Source organism: Streptomyces sp. NBC_00203 (genome assembly GCF_045206325.1).
GTDB lineage: Bacteria > Actinomycetota > Actinomycetes > Streptomycetales > Streptomycetaceae > Streptomyces > Streptomyces lutosisoli.
Genome location: NZ_CP108126.1, coordinates 6,164,163 through 6,178,546, shown reverse-complemented (window position 1 = coordinate 6,178,546; position 14,384 = coordinate 6,164,163). Strand labels below are relative to the sequence as shown.

The following is a 14,384-nucleotide window of genomic DNA, read 5'->3' as shown; positions in this document are numbered from 1 at the left end:
ATGGCCACACTGCGGGAACGCAAGACCTACCGCGAACAGGTGCTCCGGGTCCTGTACGAAGCCGTCGAAGGGAACCGTCTCCTCGGCGTCACCGGGGCACAGCTGCGGCACGACCTCCACGTACCGGAACAGGACCTGGCCGCCGCCTGCACCTACCTGGCGGGCGAAGGCCTGATCACCGTCGACTGGGACCCGGGCAACACCCCCGCGATGGTCACCCTCACCCACGAGGGAATCCGGCACATGGAATCCGAGGAGGAGGAAGAGCACGGCTGAATCCCCTCGCACACGTGAAGGGCCTGGCACGCGGGTACCCAGTGCGTCAGTTCCGCGTCCCCTGGTGCACGATCCGACCCGGGTTCTCCGAGTCCCCGAGACCAAGATCAAATACTGAGCGTTACTGGCTGTTCCACTGGTCCCCACGGCCGGTGAACGCCGACCAGGCGGAGCGGGTGACGACCATGACCGGGCCGTCAGGGTTCTTGCTGTCCCGGACGGGGACGAAGTCGGGGAAACCGGGGGCGATTTCGACGCAGTCGCCGCCGTTGTCCCCGCTGTAGCTGCTCTTGATCCAGGTCGCCAGGGCGAGTTCGCGAATCTCCATGGGCGTCACCGCAGAGCCGACGCGAACGCCGACCAGGCCAACCGGGTGACGACCAAAACCGGGCCCTCGGGGGCCTTGCTGTCACGCACGGGGACCACGGCGGGGAAACCGGGGGCGATTTCGACGCAGTTGCCGCCGTTCTCGCCGCTGTAGCTGCTCTTGATCCAAGTCGCCGCGCTGAGTTCGTGCCTGTCCATCGTGCCCGTACCCCTCCATCACGTCGCTGATCAGAGCGGCGGATTCGCGGGCTGACAGGACGTCCGCCCTGAGCACATCATAGGCGTGGCTGTGGCGCGCATAGATGGTCGGATCGTCGTTGAAATGGCCACGGTCCAACGACTCCGAATACACCCACCGGTGCCCGTCGGGCAGCTCGATCAACGACATGGAAACGTTGGGGCGCAGAAGCTCGGGGAAGCTCGCCGGGGCCACCTGGACACGGACGTTGGGGCGCTGCCCCACACTCAACAGATGGGCGCATTGGTCACGCATGACCTCCGCGCCCCCTACCGCGTTGCGCAGACAACTCTCGTCCAGGAGGGCGACGTACAGCGGACCACCATCGTCGAAGAACCGCGGTTGGCGACTGAGCCTGGCCCGGACTCGCTCCTCCACCTCATCACCGCTCGCGATGCGGGAGAAAAGTGCGTGTGCGTAGCCCGGTGTCTGCAACATGCCGGGCATGACCCGCTCTTGATACTCCCGCAGCGCCACCGCCTTCGCATCCATCTCGGCCCTGCGCTCGAACCAGTCCGGATGCTGCACCTCCGGGTACCAGTCGATGCGCCGCCACATCCGCAGCAACACCCCACCCGTGTCCAGGACTTCGTCGCACTTCTTGGCGAACGTGTCCTGCGGCACCCGCGTCCCCGCCTCGATCTTGGCCACGTGGGACCGGTCGCACGGGACCTCTCTCGCCAGCGCCTCCTGGGTGAACAGTGCCGCCTCACGGAAGTGCTTCAGCAGCTCACCGAACACAACAGCGGTACTCGCGGCCGAACTTCCCTCGGCGTTGCGTCGCGTCACAGCAGTCCCCCCACGTGACAGTGGACGAGTGGCACGCGTCCAGCGTTGATACGGACCGTTCCCTTGAGCAACGCTGAATACACCGAGAGTAACGAAGTGCATTCGGAGTGAGCATGTTCGATCAGGTGGAACCGGGGACCCTCATCTACGACCCACAGGCTCGCAAGGTAGGCGAGTACCGAGGCAAGGCGGGCCCCTACGCGATGCTGCGCCCGCTCGGCGGCGGCCGGGAGTGGCAGGCCGACCCGACGCTGATCCGCGCGGCGACACCGGAGGAACGGCTCAGCGCCGAGGTGAAGGCCGTCAACTACCGCTCAGGGATGTCACTGTGACGGAGAATCAGGGTGGCGAGGTGAGCCGCCCGCCCGTACCCGTCCCCGATTGCGCGGCATGCTGGGACCTCGCCGTGCGGCGCGACGACGCCCGCGTCCGATGCGACGGCACCGAGGAGACCGACGCGAACGTACTGCTGCGCCGACACCTGAGGGCGGCGCACGGGGGCACCCCGGCCCGCCGCCGGATCTTCCGGTACGCGCCGTTCACTATCGTGCAGGACGCGACGGCGGAGCCGGAGTACGAGGCGCGGTGCGTCTCGGGGGCCGAGGCCGACTGCGGTGCCGGGTCCGGTCCGCGCAGCGACCCGGCGGACGTCGAGGAGTGGCAGCGCAGGCACACCCAGGAGACCCGGCACGCGCGTTACCGCCGCAACTTCGCGGACTACGCGGTGATGGAGCCCCCACGCTGACCGTGCTCCTCAGCGAGTACGAGCGCGAGCAGCCCCGGGAAGCGGGCGTCGAACTCCTCGCGGCGGAGCCGGTTGACGCGCTTGGGCCCTTCGTCCCGCTGCTCCACGAGACCCGCCCCGCGCAGCACCGTGAAGTGGTGACTGAGGGCCGCCTTGCCGACCGGCACATCGAAGCTGCCGCAGCTGCGTGTCCACTCGGGGGATCCCGCCAGCTCCCGTACGAGCGTGATGCGTACGGGATCGGCGAGGGCGGCGAGCGCGGTCGGCACGGGGACCTCGTCGGGGTGGGTGTGCTCGGGCGCCGCCCGATGGCTGGTGCGCTCCACCATGCCCGCCTCCTTGAGCCTCTCGTGCCTGCTTGCAGAGTGTTCGATGAAAACCATACACTCCCGAGTGTTCGCTTTTCATTGAACAGTCGAGCACTCGGTAGGGGTGTGCCATGCGTGCGGTGGAGTTCCTGGAGTACGGCGGTCCCGACGTCCTCAAGATCGTGGAGACGGAGGCCCCCGAGCCCGGCCCGGGGCAGGTCAGCATCGACGTGGCCTACGTCGGCGTGAACTTCGCGGACCTGAAGGCGCGCTCGGAGGGCTATCGCGTAGCAAGTCTCCCGTTCCGTCCGGGACTTGAGGTCTCGGGCCGGATCCGAGCCGTCGGAGCGGACGTCGAGGGGCTGGCGGTCGGCCAGGAGGTCGCTGCCCTCACGGACGGCGGCGCGTACGCGGAGGTGACGGTGGCCGACGCGGTGACCGTCTTCCCGCTGCCGGAGGGCGTGGACCTGCGCACGGGCGCGACCCTGCCGACGGTGCTTCCGACGGCGTACGCCCTCGTCCACACCGTGGGCCGGCTGCAACCCGGCGAGACGGTCCTCGTGCAGGGCGCGGCGGGCGGAATCGGCACGGTGGCCGGGCAGCTGGCGAAGGCGGCAGGGGCCGGGGCGGTGTACGGCGTCGTGTCGGCCGAGCCGAAGGCCAAATACGCCCTCGACCACGGCTACGACGAGGTCTTCGTCGGCTCCTTCACGGAGGAAGTGCGAGCCGCGACGAACGGCCGGGGCGTCGAGCTGGCTCTGGACCCGGTCGGCGGCGAGACATTCCGGGGCAGCCTCGCCTCTCTCGCCCCCTTCGGCCGCCTGGTCTCCTTCGGCAACGCCAGCTCGGCCGAGCCGTGGAAGGTGGGGCAGCCGGAGCTCTATCCGACGGGGCTGTCGGTCGCCGGGTTCTCCATCCTCGGGCTGGCCCAGACGGCACCGGGCGAGCTGCGCGCGATCGCCGAGAAGGCGTTCCGGACCGTGGTCGAGGGGGTCGTCTCCCTGCCGGTGACCGCGGAGTTCGGGCTTGCGGAGGCGAGCGAGGCCCACCGCCTGATGGGAACCCGCAGCAGCACGGGCAAGCTGCTGCTGCGGGTGGGCGGCTGAGGGGCCGCGTAGGTACGGACCGCGTGTTCCTGGTCTGTCACGCGGTCTCTCGAACCGCTGGGCCGCCTCGCGCTAGGTTCACCGCCATGACCTCTCACCCGACCTCTCACCTCCAAGCCATCCGGGCCTCGTACAACACCGTCGCCGTCGACTACGCCGAGCTCCTCAAGGACGAGTTGGAGAACAAGCCGTTCGACCGGGCCATGCTGGCCGCCTTCGCGGACAAGGTGCGGGCCGGTGGGGGCGGAGAGGTCGCGGACCTGGGGTGCGGGCCGGGGCGGGTGACCGTACATCTGGAGGGGCTCGGGCTGGATGCGTACGGCATCGATCTGTCGCCCGAGATGGTGGCGGTGGCCCGGCGCGGTCACCCGCATCTGCGGTTCGAGGTCGGCTCGATGACCGGCCTCGACATCAAGGACGACTCGCTCGCCGGGGCCCTCGCCTGGTACTCCACGGTGCACACGCCGCTGAACGAACTTCCGCTGTTCTTCCGCGAGTTCAACCGCGTGCTGGCGCCCGGCGGCCACCTGCTCATCGCCTTCAAGGTGGGCGACGAGCGGGTACGCCTGGAGCACGCCTACGGCCATGACGTGGACCTCCACGTCTACCGCTTCCCGCCCGAGCGTGTCGCCGAACTGCTGCGTACTGCCGGGCTCGTCGAGGTCGCCCGGCTCGTGCGTGAGGCCGACGCGCGGGAGAACACGGCGCAGGCGTTCATCCTCGCCCGGAAGCCGGAGGCGGATGCAGAGGCGGGGGCGGAGTCAGGGGCGGAGGCGGAGGCGGCACCCTGAGCACGGAGCCATGAGCCGCCCTGCCCAGTGCTCCCCTTACAGCTCGCCGGCTTCGTCCCCGGCCCGCAGGCGGGTTACGCGTCCGTCGCTCCTGGCGTGCGCCCCCCGCTCCAGCGCCTCACGGGCGGCGGCGGGCAGGTCGATCGTGTTGACGACGATGCGGTTGATCCGGATGCCCCACTTGCCGGTGGCTTCGTCGAGGATGCCGCGCAGGCCCGCGCTGATCTCCTCGCGGGAGCTCAGGATGCGTTCCAGGTCCATGTAGCCGCAGAAGTCGCGCAGGGAGGTGACCGTGAGGTGCTCGATGGCCCGCAGGTAGCTGGTGACTTCGTAGGTGGCGGCCCGGGCGTCGGTCACCTGGAAGTAGACGACGGTGTCGATCTTGACGGCCAGGGTGTCCAGGGTGAGGACTTCCTGCGGAGGGAACGACACGACCTGCTCGCGGAGGTCGATCCGATTCCGCATGACATCGGCGAACGGCACCACGATGTTGAGGCCGGCGTTGAGCGTCCGCGTGTAGCGGCCGAAGCGCTCGACAACGACGGCGTTGGCCTGTGGAAGGCGCCGGATGAACGTCCCCAGGACTAGGGGGACTGCTCCCCCGGCGATCAGGAACCCATAGCGCGTCTTCATCGCGACTCCCCCCGTCCCCCGGGCCACCGTGTCGTGCCCCTCGGATGCCGCTGTCCGGAGTGTCCCAGACCTCCCGGTCTCAGGCCACCGTGCGAAGCCCCCGTACCGAAGCCTCTCCCCTCCCCCGCACCACCCGATGCGCACAAGCCGCCGCGAGCAACTCCCCCAGCAGGTCGGGGTCGTCGATCTCCAGGCCCAGCAGGGTCTCGATGCGTTCGAGGCGCTGGTAGAGGGACTGACGGCCGATGTGCAGGAGCGCGGCCGTGCGGGTGGGTGAGCAGCCGTGGCGGAGGTGGACCTCCAGGGTGCGGACGAGGTCGCTGGGGTGGGCCGCCTCCCAGGCCAGCAGGGGGCCCAGGGTGTGCTGGACGAGACGGGCGAGGCGGTCGCGGTTGGCGTCGACACCGCCTCGGGTCAGCTCCCGTTCCAGAGCGAGCGCCCGCGAGGAAGTCACGGTCGGGCCCTGTGCGGTGGGCGGTTCGGCGGGCGGCACGGTGAGGGCCAGCTCCAGGGTCGTACGGGCCGCTCGCAACGTGTCGCTCCAGCGCAGCCATCCGCTCCCCACCGCGACCGCGTGCCCGACGGCCACGGTCAGGTCCGGCTCGGCAGAGGCAGCGGCGCGGAAGGCGTCCTGCACGGCGCGCACAGGGTCGCGCGTGCTGCCCGGCCGCGCTCCGGCGTGCGCTGTGCGCGGAGGAGTAGTCCTGGCTCGCGCGCCGTCGCGCACCACCATGCCCCGCGCCCCCTCTCCCGCTCCTGCGCCCGTTCCCGCCCATGCCACCAACGCCAGCGCATCCCCCGGAAACACCGCCCGCAGCACCGACGCCCCGCCCAGCGCCCGCGCCGCGCGGTCGATCACGCCCAGGTCGCGCGCGCCGTGCACCGACACCCCGATGAGCCGCGCGTCCGCCCCCGGATGGAACCCGGCGAGCGCCGCGCGCGCCTCCACCTCGGGCTGGTTGAGCGGCTGCCCGTCGGCGAGGTCGGCCAGCAGGGCGGCGGTGTGATCGTCGCCCCAGGGACGTACGGCGGAACCGCGCCCCGACAGGCCGCGCGCCACGATCGCCCGGTTCGCGGCCTCCGTGATGCGGACGAAGGGCACCACCCGGTGCAGGGCGATCAGCGGCAGCCCCAGCCGGCGGGCCTCGTCGACGACCTCCTCGGGCATCAGCACGAGCGACCGCCCGACCTCCACGGCCAGCCCCGCCGCACCGCGCGCGGCCAGCTCACGGACGTACTGTCGGCGCGTCGCCTCGTCGGCGTCGGTGAGCCCGAAGCCGTTGGTGAGGAGCAGTTCGCCACCGTCGAGGAAGTTCGCGCCCTCGTACACCTCGCTGGAGTGCACCCACCGGACGGGCCGGTCCAGGGCGCCCTCGCCCGCGAGGAGTTCGGGCTCGGTACCACGGACGGGGTCGAGGGCCAGGATGTCTCGGAGGGTGAGTGCGGGCACGGGAACCTCCAGAGGCGCTGACAGTCCGTCCGGGTGCGGGCTGCCCGGAGAGTACTTTCCGCACGTTGCCCTCGTGTTTCGGCCACAGCAGAGTGGAGTCATGGAGCGCATCGATCAACCAGTCGATCAGGCACAGGCACGCGCATGGCTCGCCACCGCCGTCGCGGAGGCCCGCGCCGGGCTCGCCGAGGGCGGTATCCCCATCGGGGCGGCGCTGTACGGCGCGGACGGCACCCTCCTCGGCAGCGGCCACAACCGCCGCGTCCAGGACGACGACCCCTCGATGCACGCGGAGACGGCCGCCTTCCGCAACGCCGGACGGCAACGGACGTATCGCGGTACGACGATGGTGACCACCCTCTCGCCGTGCTGGTACTGCAGCGGTCTGGTCCGCCAGTTCGGTATCTCCCGGGTGGTGATCGGCGAGGCCGAGACCTTCCACGGCGGCCACGACTGGCTGGCGGAGCACGGCGTGGACATCGTGATGCTGGACGACCCCGAGTGCACATCCCTGATGCGCGACTTCATCAAGAACAACCCGGCACTGTGGAACGAGGACATCGGTGAGTGACGCCCGTACCCCCCGCGCCCCGCGCATCCCGACCATCGACCTGGGCCCCTGGCTCTCGGGGGACCCGGAATCCCGCGCGGACACCGCCCGCACGGTCGACGAAGCCCTCCAGACGGCCGGCTTCCTCCTGGTGACCGGCCACGGCGTGGACCCCACCCTCCGCATCCGCATCCGCGAGGCCGCCCGCGCCTTCTTCACCCTCCCCACCGAGACGAAGCAGCCGTACGCCGCCCAGGTCGGCGGCCGTGGCTGGCTCGGCCCGGGCGCCGAGGCGAACGGCTACTCGGAGGGTACGGAGACCCCGCCGGACCTCAAGGAGTCGCTGACCTTCGCGACGCACGAGCCCTTCGAGGACCCGGAGACCAACGCGGAGTGGTACGCGCCGAACGTGTGGCCCGCCGAGACCCCGGAACTCCAGAAGCTGTGCGAGGAGTACCTGACGAGGATGGGCGAACTGGAGAACCACCTCCTCGCCCTCCTCGGCGAGGCCCTCGGCCTGGACCCCGACTTCTTCACGAAGCACATGGACCACCCGACGTACGGCTTCAACATCAACTGGTACCCGGGCACGGAGGTCATCGGGAACCCCCAGCCGGGCCAGTTCCGCATCGGCCCCCACACCGACTTCGGCACCGTCACGATCCTCGACCGCCAGGCCGGCAAGGGCGGCCTCCAGGTCTACACGGACGAGGGCGGCTGGGAGGACGCCCCCTTCGACCCGGACGCCTTCACCATCAACATCGGCGACCTGATGGCCCGTTGGACCGGCGACCGCTGGCGCTCCGGCCGCCACCGCGTCCTGCCGCCGCCCTCCGACGTCCCCGCCGAGGAGCTGATGTCGCTGGTCTACTTCGGCGAGTGCACACCGGGGACGGTCGTGGAGTCCGTGCCCGCGCCGGTGGGCCGGGTCGCGTACGGCCCCGTCGACTCCCACGTCTATCTGCGCGAGAAGCTGGACTCGATCACGGTCGGCTGAGCTAGTCGGCCGAGCCAGTCGGCTGATCCGTCGTGCGCTCCAGGTCCGCGGTGTAGCCGTAGGCCGTCCAACGCAGGCCGCCGTCCCTCTTTTCCACCGTGTACTTGGTGCCCGCCCCGGCGCACATGGGTTCGGAGGTCGTGCCGGCCGGGTCGTAATTGGCCGTCGTGGTGGTGAGCACGACTTTGTCGTCGCCGCGGGACTCGACCGTCGCCGTACCCCAGCAGTGCTTGCCCTGTCTGCGGAACGTGAACGTGGCCGTGCCCGCATTCACGTAGTCCGTGTCCACGCCGGTCAGGTCGATACGCCGGTACGGGGCGTTCTTACCGCTGGTGGACTCGGTCTCCCACACCCCGTCGAAGGACTCGGGACGGTTTCCGCCGCCCGTGGCGCTCGCCGTGGCTCCCGTGGCGCTCGCCGTGGCCTTCGCCGTGGTTCCCGTCGAGCCGCCCGTGGCGCCCCCCGTGTCGCCCTCCGAGCCGCCCGGCAGATTCATCGCGAGCGTGACTCCGAGCGCCGCCACGACGGCCGCACCGCCCAGCGCCACGGTGAGCGTGCGGCCGCGGCGCCGCTTCGGCCGGGGCGGCGCCGCCGGGGTGCCGGAGGAAGGCGAGACCGTCGCGGTGGCCGTGGGCAGTAGCGCAGCCGCAGGGGGCAGGTCCGCGAGCGGCGGGGCCTTCGGCGGCTGGACCGGAACCGATGTGGGTGATGATGGCGCCGCCACAACCGGAGGCGAGGCCGGAGCCGGAGCTGAGGCCGGAGGCGAGGCCGGAGCCGATGGCGCGGCAGGTGCCGCCGACGGCTCATGGCCGCCCTCCGTATCGAGCAACTGCGCCGCCCTCCGCCCCAGATCGGCGAGCAGTTCCCCGGGCAGCCACGGACTCGTCCCCGCCCGCGTACGCCGCAGTACCTCGTCGACGTCAGGGCGCCGAGCCGGGTCCTTGGCCAGGCAGTCGCTCACCAACTCCCGTAGACCGGAAGGGACTCCGGTGAGGTCGGGCTCTTCCTCGGCCACCCGGAACATCAGGACGTGCAGCTCGCTGTCGGGCTGGCCGAAAGGAGTCCGCCCCGAGACGGCGTACGCGAGCACCGATCCCAGGCAGAACACGTCGGACGCGGGTGTCAGCCGCTGTGCGCGCACCTGCTCCGGCGACATGAACCCCGGCGAGCCGATCACCGCGCCCGTGCGCGTCCGGATCCCCTCCACCATGGTGTCCAGGGCTCGCGCGATGCCGAAGTCGATGACGCGGGGCCCGTCGACGGTGACAAGGACGTTGGAGGGCTTGAGGTCACGATGGATGAGGCCGGCCGCGTGGATGTCCCGCAGCGCGTGGGCGAGGCCGTTCGCGAGCACCCGCACCGAGTCCTCGGGCAGCGGCCCGTGGGGCCCCGCGACCACCGTGTGCAGATCGGGCCCCACGACGTACCTCGTGGCCACCCACGGTGTCCCGGCCTCGGTGTCGGCGTCGATCACGGGCGCCGTCCAGGTGCCGCCGACTTTGCGTGCCGCCTCGACCTCGTACGCGAACCGCCGCCGGAACTCCGGGTGTTGGACGTACCCGGCCTGGACCACCTTCACGGCGACGGTACGCCCGCCCGCCGACCGGGCGAGATAGACCTGCCCCATGCCTCCCCCGCCGAGCCGCCCGATCAGCCGGTACGGCCCGATGTATGGCGGGTCACCGACCCCGAGTGCCTCCATGCCGCTCCCCCCGCGCCAACCTGCCCCGGCTGCCACCGATCAAGGTAGCCCTGTGACGCGCGCTTTGGCAGAAGTCACGAGGCGCGACAGCAGATGAGGCGCGGCAGAAGATACGGCAGAGGTCCTTCTCGCTCAAAGCAGGTCCACGGTCCCGACACTTTCGTAACCCAACGGACACCAGGCGCCCTATCCCGAACCAACTCCCCCTTTTTAAACTGTTGTTGCTACACCTCAAAGCAGCCATGACGACAGGAACAGCAGCGGGATCAGCAGCAGGCGGGACTCGGACCGCAACAGGGGGAGATGCGGTGCACAGAGGGCTGCACGGCCGGGGAGGGCTGTTCGACACCGATCCGCCGGGGCTTGCGTCACGGCTTGTCGGTCTGCGGCCGTATCAGCTTCGGGCGACACCGTACGAGCACGCTGACGAGCTGCCGTTCGTGGTGTTCGCGGGCGGGCGGGGGCTCGGGAAGAGTGCCGTGCTGGGCGAGCTGCGCGACGCCTATCGCGGGCACACCCCGGTCGCGCTGATCGACGGTGAGGAGCGGCAGTTCGGTGGTCCTCCGGCCGAGCGCCCGGTGGAGTCGTGGTCGCCGGTGGGGCAGGCGCTGACCACGGTCGCGGAGCAGCTGGCCGAGCCGGTGACGGGCGCCGGGCGGATCGGTTTTCCCCGGCTGGCGGCGGGGCTGCTCGCGGTCGCGGCGGGCGGCTGGAGCGACCGTGACGTGCCGCGCATCCGGCAGGAGGCCGAGCGGATCCTGCTGCTGAACGAGACCGGCGGCGGCCGGCTGTCGGGGTTCGCGGGCCGCTGGGTGAGCAAGGTGATCTCCAAGGTCATCGCCTCGCTGAGCGGTACGGGTCCGGTGATCGCGCCGATCATCGAAGCCACCCTGGAGGCGTTCGCCGAGGGGATCGGCCCCGCCCCCCGCCGGCTGCGCAGGGCCGCCGCCTGGTACCGCGACTATCCGAACGCGGGCGGCAGCCCCAAGCTCGCGCTGATCCTCCTGTCCCGGCACTTCAGGGCCGGCGGCGACTCGCGAAGACACGCCGAGCGCTATCTCGTACGGGCCCTGCTGGCCGACCTCGACGACGCGTACGCGGGGGTCATGCAGCGCTCGCACCGCCGGGGGCGCCCCCTCGTGCTGATCGACAACGTGCAGGAACCCGCGGGTCTAGGGCTGCTGGAGCCGGTGCTGCGGGACCGCGCCGACGGCATCGCCGATCAGGTCGTGTTCTTCACGGCGCTCCGCGGGTACAGCCACCCGGCGCTGCGCAACGCCGGCCGCCTTACGCTCCCCGAGACCGCCCGGGAGTCCGGCTGGACGCCGGGCACCTCGCCGTCCTCGCGGGCGCTGCTCGTGTCGCTGCCGCCGCTGACGCCCGACGACACGCTGCACATCGTGGACACCGCCTCCGACCGGCTGGGCGCGTCCTCCGGCACAACAGTCGTGCCGCCGCAACTCCCGCACGCCACCCACCGGTTGACGGGCGGCAGCCCGCTCGGCATCACCCTGCTCGCCGAGTCGGCCCGGCAGAACCTGCCCCAAGGGGCCGCGTCGCTGGGCGCGTTGCTCACCGCGGACGTCGCCGTGCACGAGGACCACGACGGCCGCCCCACCTATCAGGAACTCCTCGACCGGCTCGTGCCCGGCGGCCGTCTGGACGAGCTGACCGTGCTCGCCGCGGCCCACGACCGCGACTCGGCGTGCGCGCTCGCCCAGGCCCAACTCCCGGAGGACTTCGGCGCGTCGGGCGTCCTCGACCTGGAGGAGCGGCTCTCGGCGGAGGGCTGGCCGACGGCGGCCGGGCAGTTCGTCGGCGACCCGTTCCTGCGCGCCCTGCTCCTGCTGCGGCTGCACCACGGCGACCGGGACCACGAGCGGTGGCGGGCCGTGCACCGCACCCTCATCGACCACTACGACGACGAGGACCCGCACGCCAACGCCCGCTACCGGCTGCACCACGAACTCGCCCTGGGCAAGGCGGACTTCGCGGTGGCGCACCTGCGCGACACCTTCCCGCGCACCGACACCAGGGCCTGGCTGTCGTCCCTGGTCTTCATCGCGTCCGCGCCCTACTACCACGCACACGACCCGGACGGCCACGACTTCGACGGCCACGACGACCGGGCCTCCGTCGCGCTCGGGCACACGGACGCGGCCCAGCAGCCGCCGGACAGCGTGGACGCCGTACTGCACTTGCGCGTACGACGGCTGCTGCACGCGGTGTGGCAGCTGACCGATCCGCTGGTCCTGCCGGACCCGAAGGTGACCGAGCGGCTGCGGTTCGAGCTGGAGCAGCTGTCGAATCTGCGGCCCGCGGGCAACGCCCTGCTGTGGCGGGCCTCGCGGGACTGGCCGTCGGACGCCCTGGCCGGCCGCCCCTTCCGCATCCCGGGCGACGACGACGAGAACGGGGACGGGGGCCGGTGATGGCACGCGTGTGGACCTGGCTGCGCGAGGACGTCTGGGAGATTCGATTCCGCAGGTATGTCGCGCTGACACTCGCGGCCGCCCTCGCGGCCCTCGGCGTCTGGGGCGGCATGACGGCCACGAAGGAGGACCGGTCCTGCGCCCCGGGGGTCGTCCAGCCGAAGGGCAGTGACGAATGCGTGGGCGTCTCGTCGACGACGTACGCCTTCGGACGGCCCCAGTTCGCCGAGACCGTCCAGGCGATCAACCGTGAGAACCACCGCCTCAAGCCCGGCAGTTACGTCACCGTCGCCCTGCTCGAACCCTTCACCGCGACCGACGCCGACAACCTGGGCGATGTGCTGCATGAGCTCCAGGGCGCCTATCTGGCCCAGTACCAGGCCAACCATGTCACCACCGGGCTGAAGCCGAAGATCCGGCTGGTGCTCGCCAACCCCGGTTCCACCGGCGCGTATTGGCGGCACACGGTCGACCAGCTGGAAGGCATGACGAAGGGACGCGACCGGCTGCGCGCGGTGACCGGGGTGGGCCTGAGCACCGAGAACAACAAGAAGGCCGTGCAGGAGCTGACCCGCCTCGGCATCCCGGTGATAGGGAGTTCGATCACCGCCGACAACCTCGCCAACGGACAGAACGGCAAGGACCCCTTCCCCGGGCTCGCCCGCGTCTCCCCCACCAACACCGACGAGGCGCGCGCCCTCGCCTCCTTCGCCCAGGTCTCGGCCGCCAACGCGTTCCTGGTGTACGACCGCACGGGCGACCCGTACACACGCACGCTCCAGAAGTCGTTCGAGAAGATGCTCAAGGGCGCGCGCTACGAAGCCCAGCCGTTCACGCCGCCCGCCGACCGCAGCAAGGAGGGCAGCACCGCCAACGTCTTCGCGCAGATCGCCAACATCCTGTGCAACACGCCGAAGACCACGGACACCATCCTCTTCGCGGGCAGGCACACCCAACTGCGCCAGTTCATCAACGCGTTGGGCACCCGCGGCTGCTCCGACCGCCGCTTCACCGTGCTCACCGGCGACGAGGGCTCGTACCTCGCCGGGGACAAGGACCTCGACCCGGCCGCCCTCAAGGACCCGCGGCTGACCGTCCGGTACACCGCCCTCGCCCACCCGGACGCCTGGCTGAAGGACACCGCGAAGACCGGCGGCAGCGCGGCCGACGCCAAGGTGCTCCAGCAGCTGCTCGACAGCGCCGGGCGGGAACCGGTCGGCCCGGTCGGCAAGGTCGCGCTGGACGACGGCCAGCTGATCATCGCGTACGACGCGATGCGGCTCGCCGTGCACGGCATCCGCGGGGCGTCGCCCACCGGCAAGATCCCGGCCCTCGCGGACGTCGGCCTCCAGTGGCCGCAGGTCAAGGGCAAGCAGCTGCGGGTCAACGGGGCGAGCGGGTGGATCTGCCTCGACGCCCACGGCAATCCGTACGACAAGGCCGTACCGATCGTGGAACTGACCCCCGACAGCCGCTCCCGTTTCGTGAAGATCGCCTGGCCGGAGGGGAAGCCTCCGGCGCAGGAGTGCCTGCCGCCGTCATAGGGCCTGTGTCGGCTCCTGGCCTCCGAGTGCGGCCCGGAGCCGCTCGAAACGAGCCCGCCAAGGCGGCTCCCGCTCCTCCTCCAGCTCGTGGGTGAAACGGACCGTGGTGCCGGTGCCGTCCGGCGCCCCGCGCTCCAGATGGAACCGGACCCGCCCACGCCCCTCCACGGTGTACTCGGCGACGCGCTCCACGTCCCAGGCGGTGATCCGCCCGCTGCCCAGCCCGTGCAGGGTGACGGCCCCGCCGAGCCGCGGCTCGAAGACCTCGGCGGCGGCCAGCCACCCCCGCAGGCCTTCGGGGGTGGCCAGCGCCTTCCAGACCTTCTCCACAGGCTGGGGAAGACGCAGCAGGTAGTGCAGGACCCGCGCGTCCCCCCGGGTCTCGGTGACGCCCTCTTCGATGGGTGGTCGGTCGATGGGTCGGGTCATGACTCCAGCGTGGCGCGTGGCGGGGCGTTCCGCACCCGATAAGGCCGCTGACCTGCTCCTTTACAAG

Annotated in this window: 17 protein-coding genes; 9 read left to right on the top strand and 8 right to left on the bottom strand. The window is 71.1% G+C overall.

Annotated features, from left to right (window positions below):
• Entirely contained in the window at nucleotides 1-276 is a 276-nt protein-coding gene (locus OG975_RS27660; RefSeq protein ID WP_406332083.1) for a hypothetical protein, read from the top strand.
• 121 nt (nucleotides 277-397) lie between these two features.
• Here OG975_RS27660 and OG975_RS27655 read toward each other — a convergent pair whose 3' ends face one another.
• From OG975_RS27655 to OG975_RS27645, 3 genes are read right to left on the bottom strand one after another with little or no spacing between them, the layout of a single operon-like run.
• A complete protein-coding gene (locus OG975_RS27655; RefSeq protein WP_406332082.1) occupies nucleotides 398-604 on the bottom strand; it encodes a DUF397 domain-containing protein in 207 nt (68 codons plus the stop codon).
• A 5-nt stretch (nucleotides 605-609) separates the two neighbouring features.
• On the bottom strand, nucleotides 610-723 hold the full coding sequence (locus OG975_RS27650) for a DUF397 domain-containing protein (protein WP_406336497.1): 114 nt from the start codon (nucleotides 721-723) through the stop codon (nucleotides 610-612).
• Nucleotides 686-1,630 carry a Scr1 family TA system antitoxin-like transcriptional regulator gene (locus tag OG975_RS27645; RefSeq protein ID WP_406332081.1) on the bottom strand — a complete coding sequence of 315 codons (945 nt, stop codon included), beginning with the start codon at nucleotides 1,628-1,630 and terminating at the stop codon, nucleotides 686-688. Before OG975_RS27645 ends, OG975_RS27650 begins: the two co-directional genes overlap by 38 nt.
• A 113-nt stretch (nucleotides 1,631-1,743) precedes the next feature.
• Between OG975_RS27645 and OG975_RS27640 the strand changes: the two genes are divergently transcribed.
• Both OG975_RS27640 and OG975_RS27635 read left to right on the top strand, forming a co-directional pair.
• Complete coding sequence (locus tag OG975_RS27640) at nucleotides 1,744-1,962, top strand: hypothetical protein (RefSeq protein WP_406332080.1); 219 nt, start codon at nucleotides 1,744-1,746, stop codon at nucleotides 1,960-1,962.
• A complete protein-coding gene (locus OG975_RS27635) occupies nucleotides 1,959-2,375 on the top strand; it encodes a hypothetical protein (protein WP_406332079.1) in 417 nt (138 codons plus the stop codon). The genes OG975_RS27640 and OG975_RS27635 overlap by 4 nt, the downstream gene beginning before the upstream one ends.
• Here OG975_RS27635 and OG975_RS27630 read toward each other — a convergent pair.
• Complete coding sequence (locus OG975_RS27630; protein WP_406332078.1) at nucleotides 2,348-2,704, bottom strand: ArsR/SmtB family transcription factor; 357 nt, start codon at nucleotides 2,702-2,704, stop codon at nucleotides 2,348-2,350. The genes OG975_RS27635 and OG975_RS27630 overlap by 28 nt on opposite strands.
• A 110-nt stretch (nucleotides 2,705-2,814) precedes the next feature.
• Here OG975_RS27630 and OG975_RS27625 point away from each other — a divergent pair, with 110 nt between their 5' ends.
• Together OG975_RS27625 and OG975_RS27620 are read left to right on the top strand one after the other, a co-directional pair.
• Nucleotides 2,815-3,789, top strand: coding sequence for a zinc-binding alcohol dehydrogenase family protein (locus OG975_RS27625; RefSeq protein ID WP_406332077.1), 975 nt, complete (start codon nucleotides 2,815-2,817; stop codon nucleotides 3,787-3,789).
• An 86-nt stretch (nucleotides 3,790-3,875) separates the two neighbouring features.
• Nucleotides 3,876-4,580, top strand: a complete 705-nt coding sequence (locus tag OG975_RS27620) for a class I SAM-dependent DNA methyltransferase (RefSeq protein ID WP_406332076.1) — start codon at nucleotides 3,876-3,878, stop codon at nucleotides 4,578-4,580.
• A 36-nt stretch (nucleotides 4,581-4,616) separates the two neighbouring features.
• On the opposite strand, the gene OG975_RS27615 is transcribed toward OG975_RS27620, so the two are convergent.
• Nucleotides 4,617-5,192: an SPFH domain-containing protein gene (locus OG975_RS27615; RefSeq protein ID WP_406336496.1), complete on the bottom strand. Its 576-nt coding sequence runs from the start codon at nucleotides 5,190-5,192 to the stop codon at nucleotides 4,617-4,619.
• Nucleotides 5,193-5,292: 100 nt separating this feature from the next.
• Nucleotides 5,293-6,663, bottom strand: coding sequence for a PucR family transcriptional regulator (locus OG975_RS27610; protein ID WP_406332075.1), 1,371 nt, complete (start codon nucleotides 6,661-6,663; stop codon nucleotides 5,293-5,295).
• A 100-nt stretch (nucleotides 6,664-6,763) separates the two neighbouring features.
• On the opposite strand from OG975_RS27610, the gene OG975_RS27605 reads away from it, so the two are divergent.
• Together OG975_RS27605 and OG975_RS27600 are read left to right on the top strand one after the other, a co-directional pair.
• A complete protein-coding gene (locus tag OG975_RS27605) occupies nucleotides 6,764-7,234 on the top strand; it encodes a nucleoside deaminase (protein ID WP_327430742.1) in 471 nt (156 codons plus the stop codon).
• Nucleotides 7,227-8,210 carry an isopenicillin N synthase family dioxygenase gene (locus tag OG975_RS27600; protein ID WP_406332074.1) on the top strand — a complete coding sequence of 328 codons (984 nt, stop codon included), beginning with the start codon at nucleotides 7,227-7,229 and terminating at the stop codon, nucleotides 8,208-8,210. Before OG975_RS27605 ends, OG975_RS27600 begins: the two co-directional genes overlap by 8 nt.
• Before the next feature lies 1 nt (nucleotide 8,211).
• On the opposite strand, the gene OG975_RS27595 is transcribed toward OG975_RS27600, so the two are convergent.
• On the bottom strand, nucleotides 8,212-9,912 hold the full coding sequence (locus OG975_RS27595; protein WP_406332073.1) for a serine/threonine-protein kinase: 1,701 nt from the start codon (nucleotides 9,910-9,912) through the stop codon (nucleotides 8,212-8,214).
• A gap of 308 nt (nucleotides 9,913-10,220) precedes the next feature.
• Between OG975_RS27595 and OG975_RS27590 the strand changes: the two genes are divergently transcribed.
• Both OG975_RS27590 and OG975_RS27585 read left to right on the top strand, forming a co-directional pair.
• A complete protein-coding gene (locus OG975_RS27590; protein WP_406332072.1) occupies nucleotides 10,221-12,344 on the top strand; it encodes a hypothetical protein in 2,124 nt (707 codons plus the stop codon).
• Entirely contained in the window at nucleotides 12,344-13,888 is a 1,545-nt protein-coding gene (locus OG975_RS27585; protein ID WP_406332071.1) for an ABC transporter substrate-binding protein, read from the top strand. The genes OG975_RS27590 and OG975_RS27585 overlap by 1 nt, the downstream gene beginning before the upstream one ends.
• Here the strand turns inward: OG975_RS27585 and OG975_RS27580 are convergent.
• Nucleotides 13,883-14,317: an SRPBCC domain-containing protein gene (locus OG975_RS27580; protein ID WP_406332070.1), complete on the bottom strand. Its 435-nt coding sequence runs from the start codon at nucleotides 14,315-14,317 to the stop codon at nucleotides 13,883-13,885. The genes OG975_RS27585 and OG975_RS27580 overlap by 6 nt on opposite strands.
• Nucleotides 14,318-14,384: the final 67 nt, after the last annotated feature.

What these genes read in the sequence shown, in the direction of transcription:
- OG975_RS27660 (WP_406332083.1), top strand. Translation starts at nt 1, where the DNA reads ATGGCCACACTGCGGGAACGCAAGACCTACCGCGAACAGGTGCTCCGG.
- OG975_RS27655 (WP_406332082.1), bottom strand. Translation starts at nt 604, where the DNA reads ATGGAGATTCGCGAACTCGCCCTGGCGACCTGGATCAAGAGCAGCTAC.
- OG975_RS27640 (WP_406332080.1), top strand. Translation starts at nt 1,744, where the DNA reads ATGTTCGATCAGGTGGAACCGGGGACCCTCATCTACGACCCACAGGCT.
- OG975_RS27630 (WP_406332078.1), bottom strand. Translation starts at nt 2,704, where the DNA reads ATGGTGGAGCGCACCAGCCATCGGGCGGCGCCCGAGCACACCCACCCC.
- OG975_RS27625 (WP_406332077.1), top strand. Translation starts at nt 2,815, where the DNA reads ATGCGTGCGGTGGAGTTCCTGGAGTACGGCGGTCCCGACGTCCTCAAG.
- OG975_RS27620 (WP_406332076.1), top strand. Translation starts at nt 3,876, where the DNA reads ATGACCTCTCACCCGACCTCTCACCTCCAAGCCATCCGGGCCTCGTAC.
- OG975_RS27605 (WP_327430742.1), top strand. Translation starts at nt 6,764, where the DNA reads ATGGAGCGCATCGATCAACCAGTCGATCAGGCACAGGCACGCGCATGG.
- OG975_RS27595 (WP_406332073.1), bottom strand. Translation starts at nt 9,912, where the DNA reads ATGGAGGCACTCGGGGTCGGTGACCCGCCATACATCGGGCCGTACCGG.
- OG975_RS27585 (WP_406332071.1), top strand. Translation starts at nt 12,344, where the DNA reads ATGGCACGCGTGTGGACCTGGCTGCGCGAGGACGTCTGGGAGATTCGA.
- OG975_RS27580 (WP_406332070.1), bottom strand. Translation starts at nt 14,317, where the DNA reads ATGACCCGACCCATCGACCGACCACCCATCGAAGAGGGCGTCACCGAG.